The 18,997-nt window shown below is 48.0% G+C and carries 8 protein-coding genes; 6 read left to right on the forward strand and 2 right to left on the reverse strand.

Features of this window, described 5'->3' with window-relative positions; all coding sequences use genetic code 11:
• Positions 1 to 3: 3 nt before the first annotated feature.
• Positions 4 to 4,671: an S-layer homology domain-containing protein gene (locus KQI32_RS00630; RefSeq protein WP_216423524.1), complete on the reverse strand. Its 4,668-nt coding sequence runs from the start codon at positions 4,669 to 4,671 to the stop codon at positions 4 to 6.
• A 15-nt stretch (positions 4,672 to 4,686) separates the two neighbouring features.
• Positions 4,687 to 7,782 carry an S-layer homology domain-containing protein gene (locus tag KQI32_RS00635; protein ID WP_216423525.1) on the reverse strand — a complete coding sequence of 1,032 codons (3,096 nt, stop codon included), beginning with the start codon at positions 7,780 to 7,782 and terminating at the stop codon, positions 4,687 to 4,689.
• Positions 7,783 to 8,565: 783 nt separating this feature from the next.
• Between KQI32_RS00635 and glgB the strand changes: the two genes are divergently transcribed.
• The 6 genes from glgB to KQI32_RS00665 all read left to right on the forward strand — a co-directional run bounded on the left by glgB (position 8,566) and on the right by KQI32_RS00665 (position 18,855).
• Positions 8,566 to 10,473, forward strand: coding sequence for a 1,4-alpha-glucan branching protein GlgB (gene glgB, locus KQI32_RS00640; protein ID WP_216423526.1), 1,908 nt, complete (start codon positions 8,566 to 8,568; stop codon positions 10,471 to 10,473).
• A gap of 14 nt (positions 10,474 to 10,487) precedes the next feature.
• On the forward strand, positions 10,488 to 11,678 hold the full coding sequence (locus KQI32_RS00645) for a glucose-1-phosphate adenylyltransferase (RefSeq protein ID WP_216423527.1): 1,191 nt from the start codon (positions 10,488 to 10,490) through the stop codon (positions 11,676 to 11,678).
• Positions 11,679 to 11,695: 17 nt separating this feature from the next.
• A complete protein-coding gene (glgD, locus tag KQI32_RS00650; protein ID WP_216423528.1) occupies positions 11,696 to 12,811 on the forward strand; it encodes a glucose-1-phosphate adenylyltransferase subunit GlgD in 1,116 nt (371 codons plus the stop codon).
• A gap of 5 nt (positions 12,812 to 12,816) precedes the next feature.
• Positions 12,817 to 14,244 carry a glycogen synthase GlgA gene (gene glgA / locus KQI32_RS00655; RefSeq protein WP_216423529.1) on the forward strand — a complete coding sequence of 476 codons (1,428 nt, stop codon included), beginning with the start codon at positions 12,817 to 12,819 and terminating at the stop codon, positions 14,242 to 14,244.
• Positions 14,245 to 14,605: 361 nt separating this feature from the next.
• Complete coding sequence (locus KQI32_RS00660) at positions 14,606 to 17,014, forward strand: glycogen/starch/alpha-glucan phosphorylase (protein WP_216423530.1); 2,409 nt, start codon at positions 14,606 to 14,608, stop codon at positions 17,012 to 17,014.
• Positions 17,011 to 18,855, forward strand: coding sequence for a glycoside hydrolase family 13 protein (locus KQI32_RS00665; protein WP_216423531.1), 1,845 nt, complete (start codon positions 17,011 to 17,013; stop codon positions 18,853 to 18,855). The genes KQI32_RS00660 and KQI32_RS00665 overlap by 4 nt, the downstream gene beginning before the upstream one ends.
• The last annotated feature ends 142 nt before the right edge of the window (positions 18,856 to 18,997 follow it).

Genomic DNA, 18,997 nt, shown 5'->3' on the forward strand with positions numbered 1-18,997 from the left:
ACTTCACTCCGCTGTAAATTCAGCAGAAACCTCATCGGACTTGCTGTCATCCGCAAACACTGCCTTACACACTACGATGTATGTATGCCCTGCTTCGGTATTCTCCAGCGTATAGGAGGACGCGTCCGCAGCTAGGACCTCCTGCGTGACCGGAGTCAAATCATAGCCGTCATAAATGGTCAGTTCTATCCCGGTGATCTCATCTGCACTCGCTGCCGCCAGATTCAATTTTAAGCTTCCCCCTTCAAAGCTTCCGGTGATTTCCAGTGAGAAAGGCACCGAAGGGGTAAAGGTCAATCCACCGGGTGCATAGTATTCCGGTGTGCTTAGAACCGGAATATTGTTTGTATTGTCAAAGATATAGCCTGCGCTCAGTAAGCTCTGAACACAAGCGTTTCCGGCATCCTTCAACTCTTCCTGTGCGACCAAAGTACTTCCTTCAAGACCATCGTCTACGCTTCCCTCACTGACATAATAACAATTTGTTAGTATATAGGTACAGCTTGTTACCGTATTCACCAACGGAATTGCAATCTCGTCACCTGCAGTATCTCCTGCGGCACGCTTGCTGAAAGTGCTGGAGGAATAGCAGTTGCTTACGGTCAATGTCTTGCCCGGAGACCATCCTGCACCTATCAGTCCGCCGCCTCTTCCATCACGATCTCCAAGAACAAGTCCTGTGCTGAAGCATCCGGATACCGTGAAATTAGCTGCCCACTGTCCTATAATACCGCCTACCTGTCCACCGGTATGTGCGACAACCTTTCCGGAATGGTAGCAGTCAATCACATCCGCACCGCTTAATCCAACAATTCCGCCAACAACAGATTGTGCTCTGACGGTTCCTGTATTTCCGCAGGCATTGATTACAATATTACTTCTTCCGATGATGCCGCCGACCTGCATTCCGGTAACCTCAAAATTTCCGGTATTATAACAGTTGGATACCGTACTCCCTGTGACAACGCCATCATATGCATTTCCAATGATACCGCCAATATACATACCTGTTGCTTTGATTGTAGCCATGTTGATGCATCCGCTTACATCAGCGTTGATCAATTTTCCTGCAACAGAACCCACATTTGCAGTGACGTTGTTTTTCGAAAGAGTCGCTGTAATGCTTCCAGCAATCACCAGATTGGAGACGGAGGCCTTTGCATCCGCTGAGCCGAGAACTGCAAAGAGCCCTGTGTTTTCGGTTGTAGAATTGATATTAACGGTCAAGATATATTTCTTATCGCCACCGGATGTAATCGTTCCCGTAAATTCCGGGATCGGTGTATAGTCACCCAAATCGATATCATTCATCACGACAAAATGTTTGTCCGGATTGCTGCGAACCTGCTCGAAATCCTCTTTTGTGCGCAGCTGGAAGGGATTTTCCGCACTGCCGTCTCCGCTGTCTCCCGCGGCCGGAACAGGCGTATGCACGACCTTCACCTTCAAAGCCTCCGAATCCAGCAGCTGGGAGTCCCCGCTGATTGCTTTGATCTCCACGTAAGCTTCCGCATCTCCGATCACAGACGTGTCCGGAATGATAAACAGGTTCTTTTCCGCATCATACTGCATTGTGCTGTTCTCAGCAGAGCCTATTACAAATTTCCCCTGATAACCGGAAGCATTTTCATCCTTAGCCACTGCGATGACAACACGGTTTTTGCCGTCCACCGCTCTGCTCCTCAGTTCCGCCTGCGGTGTATCCAATGTGGGAAGGGTACGCGTAACGGTGATTTCATCGGAATAGGGGGAATCGCTGTACTCGGTGCTTCCTGCGATGGCTTTGACCGAAACGGTAACCTGTGTTACTGCCTGGGAAGAACCGGCTGTTTTTTCCGCAATCCAACTTTCCAGATCATAGGAAGTTCCGTTTACCGGAATCACTTCCTGAATCTGTCCCAGCACCGCTTTCAAAGCATAGGAACCTGCATTCTCCACCGCATTCCAGTTCACAACCGTGCTGCCGGACGGAACGGGAGAGAGAACCGGCTTTTCCAGCGTGTTGCCGGAATAAGGAATCACCTCGTAAATCTTTTCCGTGGAATAGAGGGATTCACCGTATTTTAACCGTACAATTACTTCGTAAGGATTCTGCTCTTTGCATCCGGGAACCGCAAAGGTATTTTCGGCCGCGTCCACAAGCTGTCTTTCCAGAATCGTCTGGAAGTTATTGTTATTGATAACGGTCAGCTCGATCCCTGTAATTTCAGGATTGGTCACCGGATTCCAGGAAAGCAGCATATTCCCGTTTTCGTATACTCCCTTTAAGCCCATATCAAAATCAAATAACTTCAGTTCTCCTGCCCCGTAATAGGGAATTGCTTTCAGAACAGGATATTGGAAGGCAACATATTCATAGGCCGTTCCCATTAACTTGTCAAGGCCTTCGGTCGTCTTATCCGCCAGCTGATTCGAGGTGAGCGGCGTGGAACCTGCAAAGCCGTCATCCTCCCCTGTTTCGCTGAGATAGAAGCAATCGGTATAGGTAAAACCGGCCGCCCCTTCAATATTATTAAAGCCAAGGGGAGTTGTTCTTCCCACTGCGCCGGTAACCGTTCCCGCGTTATAGCAGCGGTTGAGCGCGCCGTGGCTGCTGGCGTTCCAGAAACCGCCTACGATACCGCCCGCTGCGTCGCCGGAGACAATCTCACCGGTGTTGAAGCAATCAGTTATCGGTGAAGAGGACTGCCGCACACCGCCGGCAATTCCGCCGACGTTTGCTTTACTGGTTGCGCTGACCCGTCCGGAATTATAACTGGAGGCAATGGTTGCGTAGGTCATACCAGCAAGACCGCCCACATGGCTTCCCACGCCTGATACATTGCCGAGATTCGCAGATTCTTTGATGGATGCATGGCCGTAGCCAATCAGCCCGCCTACCGAGCTTCCCGCTCCGATGACATCCCCCAGATTAAAACAGTTTTCAATGCTGCCCTTGCCAACCTCGGCGGTTAAATATCCAGTAAACCCGACAAGACCGCCCACATAGGTTGTTCCGTTGATTGTCGCATTATTGATACAGTTGCGAATGGTTCCATTGTGCATCCAGCCGACGATACCGCCTACAGCCGATTTGCCGGAAACGCTTCCGCTTAAGATAATATCCGAGACAACGGCGCCTCCTTCCAGCTTGTAGAACAAACCGACTCTATCGCCGCCGTTGACATTGATATCAACTGTTACCGTATGCTGTCCGCTGTCAGAGCGGAACGTGCCGGTAAACTCCGGCAGAGGTTCAAAGCTGCCCAAATCCACATCGTTCATCAAAACAAAATGTTTATCCGGATTGTTCCGCACCAGTTCAAAATCCTCTTTGGTGCGCAGAAGGTAGGGATCCTCTTTCGTTCCCGTTCCCTGTTTTGTGTCATCCGGAACCGCCGTATCCGTAATTTCCGCTTTCGTGTATGCCGAATCCCTGTACTGGGGCTTCTGGCCGCTGACCGCTTTGATCTCCACTGCCCCTTTGCCGGAACCGATCACCGAGGTGTCGGGAATGATGAATACCTTCGCGGATTCATCGTAAACCATACTGCTGTTTTCCGCGCCATTCACCAAAAAACGTCCGGCATATCCGGCGATGTTTTCTTGCGGATCCATAGAAATAACCACGCGGTTTTTCTTATTTACAATTTTGTTTGCAACATGCAATACAGGTGCATCCACGGAGGGATACTTCTTCGTGTAGCTTACCCGCTTGGAAAAATCAGAGGAGGTATATCCTGATTTGGAGGCAATTGCCCGCACTCTGACGGACACCTCAAAGGAAGATTCTTCCGATTCAGCGGTAACCGTATCCACCGTGTCTGTCAAATCATAAGAGGTACCGCTGACCGAAACCGTCTTTGTAATACCGTGAACTGTGAGCTCCAATTCATAAGCGGACGCATTGGAAACCTTGCTCCACTGAATCACTTCCGTCTCCGGATCCATCTTGCTGACAGACGGCGCGGAAAGCTTGCCGCCGTTTGTGCTTCCACTTCCGCCGCTGCCGGAGCCGGAACCGCTCCCGCCGGTACTGATGGAAGAGTTCCCTCCCATACTGGAGATATCTCCTGTGTTGTTCTCGGATGGATTTTCAAAATCCGCTGTCTTTTTCAGATGCCTCCCTACAACCGAGAAAGCTTCCGCTCTTGTAATGCTGTTCTCCCCCTGAAAGCTTCCGTCCGGATAGCCGGAAAGATATTCTGCTTTTACCAGGGCAGCCACAGCTCCTTTGCCCCAATCGGCAATCTGGTCCGCATCAGTGAACGTTAAGGAAGTATCCGCCGTGTCCAGGTTGAGAACGCGCGCCAGAATCACGCACACCTCTGTTCTGGTGATATTGTCCTGGGGATTTCCGTTTCCCTCCGCGTCTCCCTGAATGTATCCTTTCTTCTTGGCGATTGCCATTTCATCCGCATACCAATCGGAAGCGTCCACATCCGGGAAGTTCTCCGCTCCCTTTTCGGTATAGCGAAAGGTTTTGTTGATCACTTTGATGAATTCCGCTCTGGAGATAGCTGCGTCTGGATTCACATTGCCGCTTTCATCCCCGGAAACAATACCGTTTTTTATCAAAAGTTCAATGGTATCCTTTGCCCAATGGCTGTCATAATCCGAAGCAAAGCCGGGCAGTACCACAGCGCTTAGCAGCATCAGGATGGAAAGAAAAATACTTAAGCTCTTTTTCATGGTTCTCTCCCCTTTCTATTGTTCCGTGTTAAATATGATTAGCTGGCTGTAGGTGAGCAGACGGTGGAAGAACAGAACCTGACTGGCCTTGTCCTTTCCGTCAGCCGCTACTGTTTTGATGTCGTCCATGGAGCCCTTCTTAATGGTAACCTCTCCGGTGGAAGCCTTCGTGGTGATCGTCAGAATCGGAACGGACCCCGCCTTGATATAACTCTCCATGTAGGTACCGGCATCCATTGGCGTGATATCGGAAATGGTCGTTTTCGGAGTATAGCTGATCAGATTGTTTCCGACTCTCTCTTTGATCAGACCAATCCCGACGACATAAGTTGATTCCAAATCCGCCGCATAGGTTGACATATAGAATGGGAAGGTTTTACTGGTTTTGCCGCCCTCGGTTGTATACGGGTAAGTCATCCCGGAGGGATACCATGCCATCGGCAGGTTGGAATCCAAGTCTCCCAGATTGGCAACCCGTTCAATATGGGTCAATTTTCCGTTTGTTTTCCCGATCCGCACAATATCGCCTTTTTTCAGCGGGGGAATGTTTGCGGTATAGGAGGTATCTCCTTCCTTGTGTCCCTCAACCAGATAACGGTAGTAGAAAGGAAGCTCATCGAAATTCATAACCGCATCCATCTCGGTCACACCGTCCTTGGTGTAATAGATCTTCTTTACTGTCTCCCCGGATGCCTCGTCATAAACATCTGTCATCCGCACCACCGCACACATGGGATTGGCGGTATCCCAGCTGAAGGTGGAGAGAATATCGGTTCTTCCCCGCACGACCAGCAGACCGGCAACACCCGTGCTGGGATCGATATCGTATGCCTGCAGATCATAACGGCCGTCGCTGTTAAACTGTCCGGAGGACAGAACCTTATAATTTTCGTCAAGCATATCATTTTCATAGGCTTTTATCAGATCCAGCTTGAATGTAAACTGTTTCCCGCTTGAACCATATTTGTTGGCGTATTCCTTCAAGCCAAAGGTATCAATATCCGGCACACTGATAATGCGGGTGGAGCCTGTGACGAAATATCTTCCGTCCACACAGTTGGTTCTTGTGCTGTAGCCTGCTGTTCTTGGCGTCCTAAGAGCCGCTTTTAACGTGTTGTCGTCCGACATTTCATCCTCACTGTATGGAATTGGCGTCAGACTTCTGTATGTATTTAAGACATTGCCTTTCGCGCTGCTATCTTCCGGATAGTTGGGATTCTCCGTCTCGATCTCCGTTACATAACCATCCGAGCTGATTTTTACAACGATCGGTTTTGACAGATATTCTTCCGGTGCAGGCCCGTATATCTTATTCCCGCTGGTATCCGTTTCCTCATATCTTGCAAATTGAGAGGGACGTTTTACCAAAGCTGCCATCTGTTTTTCCGGTGTGTCACAGGTAACGCCGTCGATTTTCACTTTTCCTCTTAACGCATACTCCCCGACGCCGGTATCCGGAACAAAAATTTTCGCCCTGACCTCGTCGTTCAGTCCGTCATCCCGTTCCGCCGCAATCAAGTAAGCATAATTTTTGGAAGCACCCTGCGTCTCCACATAGGCAACCTTGCCTGTCGCATCCAGATGCAAGGTTACTTCCGCTCCCAAACGGATCATGGAAAGGTAATTCGGTTTCACGCTTAAAATACTGGAAGACAGCTCATAAGCCGTTCCGTTAACCGTGACAGAAGAATCGGACTGTGCAACAGACTCCACGGTTCCGGCAGCGGATTCCTCTCGGACTGCAAGGAAATAAAAATCTTTGCTGTCAATTTTTCCCGGCGCCTTTGCCACCGAGACAACAATATCTGTACTCAAATCCGCAATGGTCTCATACTCGGTTGTCCAAATAAATTTATAATCCGCATTCTCCTCGGACACATCGATGGACATGGCGGGATTGAATTTACAGTTGAGCATATCCCCTACACTGTCCACAAAAATATTTCTCGCCGATCCGGAAAAGTTGGTCTCATCATAATAGTTAAAACTGATAACATCCAAAACGTCAAAACGATTGTCGTTGTCGGTATCGATCAACCGAATGGTGCCATCTGTAAACCGCAGCATATCATTGGTGTAAGAGGTCAGATGAACCCCGTTGAAAATAACAAGAGGGGCGCTGAAGCTATATTTTTGATATTTTCCGGAATCCTTTTCCTTTTCGTATTCCAGATAGGAGTCGGTGACGGAAATCACCTTGGAAGCGTCCAGCGTTACCTCATTGGAACTGCTGTGCACATAATAATGGACAACCTCATCCCTTCCGGTCTCCTCGTTTGCACGGACATAGACCTTAAGCCGGCTGCCAATATAGTTGTCAATATCGGTTTCCCCTTTATATACGGTCAGGGTTGTACCCTCTTTGTACAGCTTGAGCACAATGCGTTCTGCATCCCCTGTCGGATCCGACAGAAGAGAAGTGATGCCGTTATCCACGACCTGTGCATCGTATTCCCGGATATTCAGTCTGGAAAGCAGCAGATTGGAATTTTTATCAATTTCAACCTGAATATCCGGCGAGACAACACTGGAGATAACAACCAGATCGGCAAACAGTGAATTGTATACCAATTTGGCCATCACCGCACCGCTGATAGCATCCCTTTGGGAGAGATCCACATTCTTTGTCATCCCAGTTTCGGTTGCAACTCTGTAATATCCCGTGGGATAACCGCCGTACGCTTTTGCATAGGGCGTATACCCCAGGGCATTTGTCAGAATCGTAATCGTGTCAATCATGGTCAGTTCACTGTCAGGATGAAAATAATTTGCGTTATCCCCAGTGATAATCCTCAGATCTTTACAGGTCTTTATGTAAGGATAATACATATTTTCCGGCCCCACATCCACAAAGATCGGTTCATAGGAATCCGTGACGGAAAAATCACCGTTTGGCTGTAAAACACTCAGAATAATTTTCGTAAACTCCGCTTTCGTCACCGTCTTTTGCGGATCAAATTTTGCGTCCATCACTCCGATTTTTTGCAGAAACGAAATCTCGTTGGCATACTGCTCTGACGAAGTTTCCCCTTCCGCCGCAATAATGCCGCATGGAAAGGCTGAAATCACCAGAATAAGTACAATGAAAAGAGCCATAATTTTGTTTCTCATAGTTATTCCTCCCTTTTATTTTTCTACATTTTCATTATAAATAAGGACTATTTTAAAGTAAAGCACATATATTGCCCAATTTTAGCCCGATATTGCGCTCAAAAAATGCTTTTTTTGTTTCAAACAAAAGTGATTCTTCCACCCACAAGGTTCCCTGTCCCGGTCATAGCAAGCTGAAATGATTCTGCCGGCTCCCCGCCTCCTTTGGTATATTTATTTTATCACAGAAACTAAAAAATTTGGATGGTATTTTTTGTATAAAAATAAGGCATACTATAGGGCAGCAGCAAGCAATATTGTGATAACCGGTTTTCCTTTTCAATTTTCTCCGAAGCTCTCAGCATTTTTAATGCGCTAGAGGTTCGTGAGGTTATTATACCATACATTTTGTTCTCCTATCATCACATATGTTATTATCAATTGTTCAAAAACGACCATTCCAGCATTTTCCTTCGGGAGCGCTTTTCTCCTTTTAAAATGATAACATAAATTGAAAGAAATATCATACAATAAAGAGTGTCTTATTTTAAAGTCTTTCTTTTTCGACTGAATTATGTATCATTCTATCTAAAAAAACAGAATTTTTACAGAGATTTTATGGCAATTATAAATAAAACTGTGTATAATAAAGATAGAATTTTCTGCAGCATAAAAAATTACATCAAAATAAAGTTTTGTATTTCACCCGGAAAATTTCATTCTTTTTTCTGTTTTGGCGAACGACTCGAAAAAGGAAAAATTTCAAAAATGCACAATAGTAAAAGAAAAGCAGAGGTGGTTATCATGGACAAAAGAAACAAAAAGCCCCCGAAAAAGGAAACCCCGCTCTCCCTTTTTTTAAAGGGGCAGAATTTTAAGGCATATGAGTTTTTAGGCTGTCACCGTCACACACGGGATGAAAAGGACGGTTTTGTGTTCCGGGTATGGGCGCCTCATGCAAAAAGCGTTCGTGTTGTCGGCGATTTTAACGGCTGGGACACGGACGCGAAGCCAATGGAAAAGCTTTCCGGAGGTATATGGGAATATTTTTCCGCAAAGCCGGAAATCTATGATTGTTACAAATATTATATTGAGAGGGCGGACGGCTCCTTTGTCTATAAAAGCGATCCCTATGCCTTTCATATGGAAACCCGTCCGGCCAACGCCAGCAAAGTCTATCCGCTGGAAGGATACCGCTGGAAAGACAGCGCCTACCGCAGCGGAAAGAGCAACAAAAAATACTTACAGAATCCCGTGAATATCTATGAACTTCATTTTGGGTCCTGGAAGCGTCACGAGGACGGCAGTCTTTTCAGCTATCTGGAGATGGCCGACCGCTTAATTCCCTATGTCAAGAAAATGGGCTATACCCACATTGAGCTGATGCCCATTTCGGAATATCCTTTCGATCCTTCCTGGGGCTATCAGGTGACAGGCTATTATGCCCCTACCTCCCGCTATGGGACACCCCTAGACTTTATGAAATTTATCGACCGCTGTCATCAAGCGGGTATCGGCGTGATTCTGGACTGGGTGGCCGCCCACTTTCCGAAGGATGAAAACGGTCTGTATGAATTTGACGGCCAATGTCTGTATGAATATGCGGACCCTTTAAAAAAGGAGCATCCGGATTGGAATACCCGTATCTTCGACTACGGGAAAAACGAGGTCATCTGCTTTCTGATATCCAACGCGGTTTACTGGATTGAAAAATATCATATTGACGGACTCAGGGTGGACGCCGTCGCGTCCATGCTCTATCTGGATTACGGAAAACGGGACGGACAATGGCGCGCCAACATCCATGGTTCCAATGAAAATATCGAAGCCATCGCATTCCTGCGGAAGCTCAACACGGCTGTCTTTGAAGCCAGCAAATCCGTTCTGATGATCGCCGAGGAATCCACAGCGTTTCCTATGGTGACCAAACCTGGTTATGACGGCGGGCTCGGCTTTAACTTCAAATGGAATATGGGATGGATGAACGACATGCTGGAATACATGTCTCTGGATCCTCTGTTTCGGAAAAACAAGCATAAAAACATTACGTTTTCCCTGACCTATGCCTTTTCGGAAAATTATATTCTTCCGCTTTCCCACGATGAGGTGGTCCACGGAAAGTGTTCTATGATCGGAAAAATGCCGGGGGATTACGACGAAAAATTTCATCAGCTGCGTGCTTTTTACGGCTATATGATGGCGCATCCCGGCAAGAAACTGAATTTTATGGGAAATGAATTTGCACAGTTTATCGAGTGGGATTTTTCCAAGGAACTGGATTGGAATCTGCTCGAATTCGACCGGCACAGACAGATGCAGGAATTTGTCCGGCAGTTGAATTTTTTCTATCTGGAGCATGCGGCTCTGTGGCAGAATGACACCGATTGGGAGGGCTTTGACTGGATATCCAACGACGATAATGAACAGAGTATCATCGCTTTCCGGCGGATTGACAAAAAGAAGAATGAATTGATTGCCGTCTGCAACTTCTGTCCGGTAAAGCGGGAGCATTACCGGATTGGCGTTCCTGTCCCGGGGGATTACTGTCCCGTGTTTTCCAGCGACGCGGAGGAATTCGGCGGCACCGGGACAGAGCTGGTTACCGTCCAAAGCGACGACATTCCCATGCACGGATACAGCCAAAGCGTGGAACTGACCATTCCTCCCGTGTCCGCTGTCTATTATGAAAGAATCAAAAAAAGAAAAAAATAAGGAGGCTCACCCCCATGTTAGAGATGAGAAGAAAAGAATGTATCGCGATGCTTCTGGCGGGAGGACAGGGCAGCCGCTTAAAGGTGCTGACCGAACACACGGCCAAGCCTGCGGTTCCCTTTGGCGGGAAATATCGTATCATAGACTTTCCCCTTTCCAACTGTGTCAACTCCGGCATCGATACGGTCGGTATTTTAACCCAGTATCAGCCTCTTGAATTAAATGATTATATCGGAAATGGACAATCCTGGGGTTTAAACCGCAATTTTGGCGGCGCACACATTCTGCCCCCGTACGCGAAGAGCAAAAAATCGGAATGGTATAAGGGTACGGCCAACGCCATCTATCAGAATATGCATTTTATCGATCTGTTCCATCCGGAATATGTTCTGGTGTTATCCGGTGACCATATCTATAAAATGGACTATTCCAAAATGCTGGACTACCACAAGGAAAAAAACTCCGAGTGCACCATTGCTGTTCTGGATGTTCCGCTTAGGGAGGCCTCCCGCTTCGGCATCATGAATACAAAAGAAGACGGCAGCATCTATGAGTTTGAGGAAAAGCCGGAGCACCCCAAAAGCACCAAGGCGTCCATGGGGATTTATATCTTCAACTGGGATATTTTGAAGCAGTATCTGATAGAAGATGAAAAAAACGCCGGCTCCTCCAATGATTTCGGGAAAAATATCATTCCCAATCTGCTGGCGGATCACAGAAACCTTTTTGCTTACTCCTTTTCGGGTTACTGGAAGGATGTGGGGACCATTGAAAGCCTTTGGGAAGCCAACATGGATCTGCTGAACCCGGAAGTTCCTTTTCAAATCAAGGATCCGAATTTTAAGATTTATGCCAGAAACTATGCGCAGCCCTCCACCTTTGTCTTTTCCGCCTCGGAGGTGCATAACTCTCTGATTGCGGAAGGGTGCAATATTTATGGAAAAATTGAGCATTCTATCATTTCAACCGGCTGCAGGATTGCCAGGAACGCGACGGTGACTGACAGCGTGATTATGGGCAATACCGTCATTGAAGAAGGCGCGGTAGTGCAGTATGCCATCATCGGGGAAAACTGTGTGATTCATAAGAACGTCAGAATAGGAGCAAGCCCGGAGGAAACGGAAAAAGGCTGGGGCATCAGCGTTGTGGGTGCCGGAAAAGAAGTGGAAGAAGGCAAGATCATCAACGCGAATGAAATCATATAGACAGGAGTGGTGTTACGATGAAAGCAATCGGCATTATTTTTTCAAATATATATGACGCGACCATGGGGGATCTGACAAAGCACCGGACAATGGCTTCCCTCCCCTTTGGCGGAAGATACCGGCAGATTGACTTTGTTCTGTCCAATATGGTAAATTCAAATATTGCACGGATCGGCGTTATCACAAAATATAATTATCAATCCCTGATGGATCACCTGGGTTCCTGTTCCGAGTGGGATTTGAACCGAAAAAACGGCGGGCTGTATATTCTGCCGCCCTATGGAACCGGACACACCAGCATCTACCGAGGCAAGCTGGAAGCCCTGTACGGTGCTGTCACCTTTTTGGAGAAAGCCAACGAAGATTATGTAGTGATGAGCGACTCCACGGTTCTGTGTAACATTAACTTCGAAAAAGTGCTAACCGCACATATAAAATCCGGTGCGGATGTCACCGTCATTGCCAACCATGAAAAACCTGAGTCAAGCCGTGACAGACAGGATTTAGTCCTGAAAACCGAGGACAATAAGGTCGTTGATCTGACCGTCAACGATGAATACGATGAGTCGGTATTCTGCGGCATGGGAATGTTTGTGATTGAACGAAAAATGCTTTTAAAGGCGATTTACGATTCGGTTGCACACGGTCTTTTCCACTTTGAAAAAGATTACTTGCAGCGCCAGTTTCTGGCACACCGCATTACCATCAACGTGTATCCCTTTGAGCGAACGGTTCTCCGAAACCGCGATGTTTCCACTTATTTCCGGAACAACAGGCTGCTTATGTATCAGGAGGTTCGCAAAGATATTTTCCGCGAGGACGCCCCGATCTACACAAAAGTCCGCGACGAGGTTCCCACCTTTTACGGTGAGGATGCCGTTGTCAACAACTGCCTGATCGCAGACGGCTGCACAATCAATGGGACGGTGGAAAATTCCATCTTATTTCGGGATGTGACCATTGAAAAGGGCGCCGTGGTCAAAGACTCCATCGTGATGCAGAGCTCCTGTATCTGCGAGGGGGCGGATATCTATTATACCATTCTGGACAAAGAGGTACTCATCACTCCCGGAAGAACGCTGATGGGTTCCGAAGCCACACCGCTTATCATCAATAAAGAGGAGAGGGTTTAAGACCAATGAAAATATTATATGCGGCAAGTGAAGCCGCACCATTTGTCAAAACAGGCGGACTGGGCGATGTTGCTTATGCGCTTCCCCAGGCGCTGTCCCAGCGGGAGGATACGGAGATCTGCGTCTTTTTGCCCTGCTATAAGGCAATCAAGGACAATCCCGCCTATCCGCTGGAATATATCACGCATTTTTCCATGCCTCTTGCCTGGCGAAATACCTATGTGGGTCTTTTCCGCGCGGTCGTTGACCGTGTGACCTACTATTTTATTGATAATGAATATTATTTTTACCGGGACGCTGTCTACGGTGACTACGATGACGGAGAACGCTTTGCCTATTTTTCCAAGGCGGTTCTGGAATCTTTGCAATATCTTGATTTTTATCCCGACGTGATCGAGGCCAACGACTGGCAGACCGCTTTGATCCCTCTGTATCTGAAAGCCTTTTTTTCCGCTCTGCCAGCGTACTGCAATATAAAGACGGTATTCACAATACATAATATTGAATACCAGGGAAAAGTGTCGGATGACTTTCTGTCCGAGGTCATCGGCGTGGGAGAAGAGTGGAGATCCGCCCTCAGCTATGACGGATGCATCAATTTCATGAAGGGGGCCATTGTCCTGTGCGACCGGATTTCCACTGTCTCCGAGACTTACTCCCATGAAATCCGGCATGCCTATTACTCCCACGGTTTGGATCCGATTCTGCGGGAGAATGAATATAAAATTCTCGGCATTCGAAACGGAATCGATACGCAGCTCTACAATCCGGAAACCGATCCCAATCTCTACGCCAACTATAAAGCTGGTGAGACAGAGAAAAAAGCCGACAACAAAAAATTTCTGCAGGAAAAGCTGGGACTGCATTTGAGAAACGATGTGCCGGTGGTTGGCATGATTACCCGCCTGGTTGCCCACAAGGGGCTGGAGCTTTTGGAATATGTAAATCACCGCCTGATGGAACTGGATATCCAGCTTGTGGTCATCGGTACCGGAGACGAGCGTTACGAAAATCTGTTCCGTTCCCTGGCCGCCTCTTATCCCGGGCGTGTATCCGCGAACATCACCTTCGATTCGGCGCTGGCAAGCCAGGTTTACGCCGGATCCGATCTGTTTCTGATGCCCTCCAAGAGCGAACCCTGCGGATTATCCCAGATGATCTCCATGCGCTACGGCACCATTCCCATTGTGCGGGAAACCGGCGGACTGGTCGACTCCGTCAGGCCGCTCAATACCCAAACCCTTGAGGGACAGGGTTTTACCTTTAAAACCTTCAATGCGGATGATATGCTGGACGCGGTGCGGCGCGGCGCAGAGTTCTGCCATGATACTTGGAAGCACCAACAGGTCGTGAAAAATATTATGAGCATTGATCTGAGCTGGCGGCAATCTGCTGAAAAATACCATGAAATGTTTCGCCAGTTGATTTCATAGGGACATAATCCAAAGATAACGTTGATGACATATAATAAAAAGAGATTCCAAAAAGCAGAGTTATGCCCGGTTGCGGAGCAAAATTCTGCTTTTCCCTGTCAAGTTAGGGAGTCGAACCCTATATGCAGGGTCGCAGAGCAAATTTTTTGTAAGACAAGGAAAAAGTGCAGATAATCCTGACGGATTGACGAGCATTTTGACGCAGGATTGCGAAAAATTTGCCTGCGGAAACCCTATTGTGATCCACTCTCTAATGCTTGAAAGGAATGATATGGTTATAAACCATATATTTTCCGATTGCAAAATGGATGGAGATTCTTTAATATTAGTGTGTATCAAAAAGATGAAGGGGCTGACAAATATGAAATTCAATCAGGAAGAGCTGAAAAAGAAATTAAATGAAGAATGTCTGAATTTATTCGGATGCTATATGGCGGAAGCCACAGACAAACAGATTTATAGAACCGTGTGCAGTGTGGTGCGGGAACTGCTGCAGAAAATGCGCAGAAATTTTGAGCGCGATATCGAAAAAAAGGAAAAGAAACAGGTCTATTACATGTCCATGGAGTTCCTGGTGGGAACCTCCCTGAAAAACAATCTCTACAATCTCAATGCGGAAGCTGTTTTTGCAGATATTTTGAAGGAACAGAAAATAGATATCAAAGATCTTTATGAGATGGAACCGGACGCCGGTCTTGGAAACGGCGGTTTGGGCCGTCTGGCATCCTGCTATATGGATTCCGCGTCCTCACTGGGCGTATGTGCAACCGGTTTCTCCATCCGTTATGAGTTCGGCATTTTTAAACAGAAAATCATCGACGGATGGCAGATGGAGTTTCCCGACAACTGGCTGGACATGGGGGACGTTTGGCTGAACGCACGGCCGGATGACGCGGTGAAGGTGCGTTTCGGCGGAAAAATTGCCGAAAGCTTTGAAAACAGGAAATATCAGGCGCATCATTATGACTATGACGAGGTAATCGCCATCCCCTATGACATGCTGATTTCCGGTTACGATTCCAAAGCGGTGAACAAGCTGGTTCTGTGGAGCGCAAAATCTTCCAACGCTTTTGACATGTCGGCTTTCTCCCGTGGGGAATACGTCAAATCTTTAGAGCAGAACACTCTGGCGGAAACCATCTCCAAGGTGCTGTATCCGGCGGACGATCATATGGAAGGAAAAATTCTGCGCTTAAAACAGCAGTACTTTTTCGTCAGTGCTTCCCTGCAGAGTATTCTGGCAAAACATATGGAGCAGTATGGAACCCTTGATAATCTGTCGGATAAGGCCGCCGTGCACATCAATGACACCCATCCCGCTCTCTGTGTTCCGGAACTGATGCGTTTGCTGATGGACGAATACAGCTATGGCTGGGATGATGCCTGGAACATCACCAAAGATACACTGAGCTACACCAACCACACGGTGATGAGTGAAGCGTTGGAGCGCTGGAACGAGGGGATGTTTTCCGCCCAGCTTCCGCGGATCCATCAGATTGTGTGCGAGATCAACCGCCGTCTGCTGATTCAGTTAAACGAGGTGTACGGCGGGGACATCCCAAAAATTGATTATATGGCAGTGATCGCCCACGGCGAGATCCGTATGGCAAACCTTTGCCTTGCCGCATGTCACAAGGTAAACGGTGTTTCCAAGCTGCACAGCGATATTTTGACCAGCAGCATATTCCATGACTATTACGTTATCATGCCCGACAAATTTACCAACGTGACCAACGGGATTGCATACCGACGCTGGCTATGCCAGTCAAATCCGAAACTGACCGCCCTTCTGGAGGAGCTGATCGGCCCGAAATTCAAGAAAGATTCCGCCGCCCTTGAGGAGTTGACAAAATATTATGACGACGCCAGTGTTTTAAAACGGCTGCAGAAGATCAAGCGGGATAATAAGATCGCTCTGGCGCGCTATATTTCACAGGCAAACGGCATCAACGTGGATCCCGCCTCCATATTCGACGTGCAGATCAAACGTCTGCACGAGTATAAACGGCAGCTGTTAAACGCGCTGCACATTCTGTATCTGTACAATCAAATCAAGTCGAATCCCTCGGCAGACTTCCAGCCCCGCACCTTTCTCTTTGCCGCAAAGGCGTCGGCCGGATATTATCTGGCAAAGCAGGTTATCCGCCTGATCTCCGCCATCGGCAACCTGGTCAATTCCGATCCGGCTGTGCGGGACAAAATCAGGGTGGTTTTTCTGGAGGATTACAAGGTATCCCTGGCGGAACTTATCATCCCCGGCGCAGAGATCTCGGAACAGATCTCGGTGGCGGGCAAGGAAGCCTCCGGCACTGGAAATATGAAGCTGATGATCAACGGCGCGGTCACACTGGGCACACTGGACGGCGCAAATGTGGAAATCTTTGAACAGGTGGGAGAGGATCATATTTTCCTCTTCGGTCTGAAAGCGGAGGAGGTGGAAGCCCTCTGGAAGAAAGGGTACCAGCCTCTTCATTACGTGCAGAGCAATCCGGCGCTCAAAGAGGTACTGGATATGCTGATGTCGGATCGGCTGGGCGCACGGTTTGACGATATCGCCAAATCCCTGCTCACAAACACCTTCGGCGCAGCAGACGCCTATATGACGCTGGCGGATTTCGATGCTTATGCCAAGGCGCAGCAAAGAGTCGGGGAGACTTACCGAGATAAGCGGAAATTTACCAACATGTCCCTGATGAACATTGCAAAGGCCGGCATTTTTTCTGCTGACCGAGCCGTCAGGGAATACTGTGATGGGATTTGGCACTTATGAGAATTCTGTATAACAGCTGGAAAAGGGCGTTCAAAACGCCCTTTGGCGCTGTGCGTCAGGAGGAATCCTGCCGCATCGAAATCAGAGTACCGAGGCGTTGCGCCGCAATGACAGTCTCCCTGCTTCTGGAGTCTGACGGTGCTCCGCCCAGCCGGATTTCCATGGCATGGATCGATCTGGACGAGGAGGGCTATGATCGGTATGCGGCCACCTTTTCCCTTCCCGGCTGCGGACTTTACTTTTATTATTTTGAGATCGAAGAACCGGATAACCGCTATTTCCTGTACCGTCACAAGAAGACCGAAACCAATATCAGTGAGGGGGAAAAATGGCAGCTCACCTGCTTTTCAAAGGATTACCAGCCCCCCAAAGGGCTGGCCGGTTCTGTTATGTATCAAATTTTCCCCGACCGTTTCTATCACGAAACACCATGCGATACATCGGAAAAGCTGAGGCCTTTCACCCTCCATCAAAGTGTTTCGGAGTGTCCCTGCTACCTTCCGGATGAGAAGGGTGTCATTCAGAACAACGATTTCTATGGCGGAAATCTGGAGGGAATCCGAAAAAAAATCCCTTATTTGAAGGAGCTGGGAATTGATATCCTATATCTCAATCCCATCTTTATGGCTTACTCCAACCACCGCTATGACACGGCGGACTATCTGCGCATCGATCCTCTTCTGGGGACGGAAGCGGATTTCAGAAAACTTTGCAGGGAAGCACATAAAAACGATGTCAAAATTATTTTAGACGGTGTTTTTTCCCACACGGGAAGCAACAGTGTCTATTTTGATAAGGAGGGCGTTTTCGGAAACGGCGCTTACCATAACCCCAACTCCCCTTACCGGGAATGGTTTGACTTTCAAATCTACCCGGAAAAGTACACCAGCTGGTGGGGGATCGAGACCCTCCCCTGTGTTGCGGAGGAGAATCCCGGCTATATGGATTTTATCATCGGCAGGAAGGACAGCGTCATCGCCCATTGGCTGGAATGCGGCGCCGACGGGTTCCGGCTGGATGTGGCCGACGAATTGCCTGACGGCTTTATACAGGCTCTGACCAAAAGAGCAAAGGAACTGAACCCGGAGGCTGTTATCATCGGCGAAGTGTGGGAGGACGCCTCCAACAAAATCAGCTACGGCAAACGCAGAACTTACTTTTCCGCTCCATCCGGTGTGGAGCTGGACTCGGTGATGAATTATCCCTTCCGAGACGCTGTCATTGGTGTGATCACCGGGCGTGAAACACCGTTGTCTTTCCAAAAACAGATTCTGTCCATCGCCGAAAACTATCCAAAGCCCGTGCTGCACGGCCTGATGAACAGCCTTTCCACCCATGATACGCCACGTCTCCTCAGCCTGCTGGGGCAGGACGCTTCCCGTATGACGAGGGATGAGAAAGCGGTCTTCCGGCTGGACAAAGAGTCCTTTTCCCTTGCTGTAAAACGAATGAAAGCCGCTGTTTTTCTACAGTTTTTGCTGCCCGGCATCCCCTGTATCTATTATGGGGAGGAGGCGGGCATGGAAGGCTTTGAAGATCCCTTCAACCGGGGATACTTTCCATGGAATGAAATGCATCCGGAAATTTTTGATTTTTACAGGCAGATGATTCGTCTGCATCGGCTTCTTCCCCCGTTGGCGGAAATCCGTTTTTGGGAAGAACCCCAGGAGCAGTGTGTTGTCTTTCATCGCGGAGATTACACGGTGATCTGCAATCCGAAAAGCAGCGGCTGCCATATGGAAACCGGATATCTGCGCCCGGTTTATCTGCAAGCCGCCGAAAAAAAGGAACATATGCTGTATTTGGAATCTTACGGCTTTGCGCTGATGAAACGCCCGTAAAAGGCAATTCATGGCAGGCTGCAGGGCTCTTTTTCTATCCTTCCATGATTCCATCAGAAGTCATTCATCGTTTTTTCTATATCAAAACAGATTTTGTTTTGTACCGTATCAAATTTACGGAATTTTTTCTAATATGATAAAT

This window comes from Acetivibrio sp. MSJd-27 (genome assembly GCF_018918095.1).
Taxonomy (GTDB): Bacteria; Bacillota; Clostridia; order UMGS1840; family HGM11507; genus HGM11507.

Excerpts from the sequence above, each read along its gene's own strand:
- glgB (WP_216423526.1), top strand. The coding sequence starts at position 8,566 with ATGGACAAAAGAAACAAAAAGCCCCCGAAAAAGGAAACCCCGCTCTCC.
- glgA (WP_216423529.1), top strand. The coding sequence starts at position 12,817 with ATGAAAATATTATATGCGGCAAGTGAAGCCGCACCATTTGTCAAAACA.
- KQI32_RS00630 (WP_216423524.1), bottom strand. The coding sequence starts at position 4,671 with ATGAAAAAGAGCTTAAGTATTTTTCTTTCCATCCTGATGCTGCTAAGC.
- glgD (WP_216423528.1), top strand. The coding sequence starts at position 11,696 with ATGAAAGCAATCGGCATTATTTTTTCAAATATATATGACGCGACCATG.
- KQI32_RS00645 (WP_216423527.1), top strand. The coding sequence starts at position 10,488 with ATGTTAGAGATGAGAAGAAAAGAATGTATCGCGATGCTTCTGGCGGGA.
- KQI32_RS00665 (WP_216423531.1), top strand. The coding sequence starts at position 17,011 with ATGAGAATTCTGTATAACAGCTGGAAAAGGGCGTTCAAAACGCCCTTT.
- KQI32_RS00660 (WP_216423530.1), top strand. The coding sequence starts at position 14,606 with ATGAAATTCAATCAGGAAGAGCTGAAAAAGAAATTAAATGAAGAATGT.
- KQI32_RS00635 (WP_216423525.1), bottom strand. The coding sequence starts at position 7,782 with ATGAGAAACAAAATTATGGCTCTTTTCATTGTACTTATTCTGGTGATT.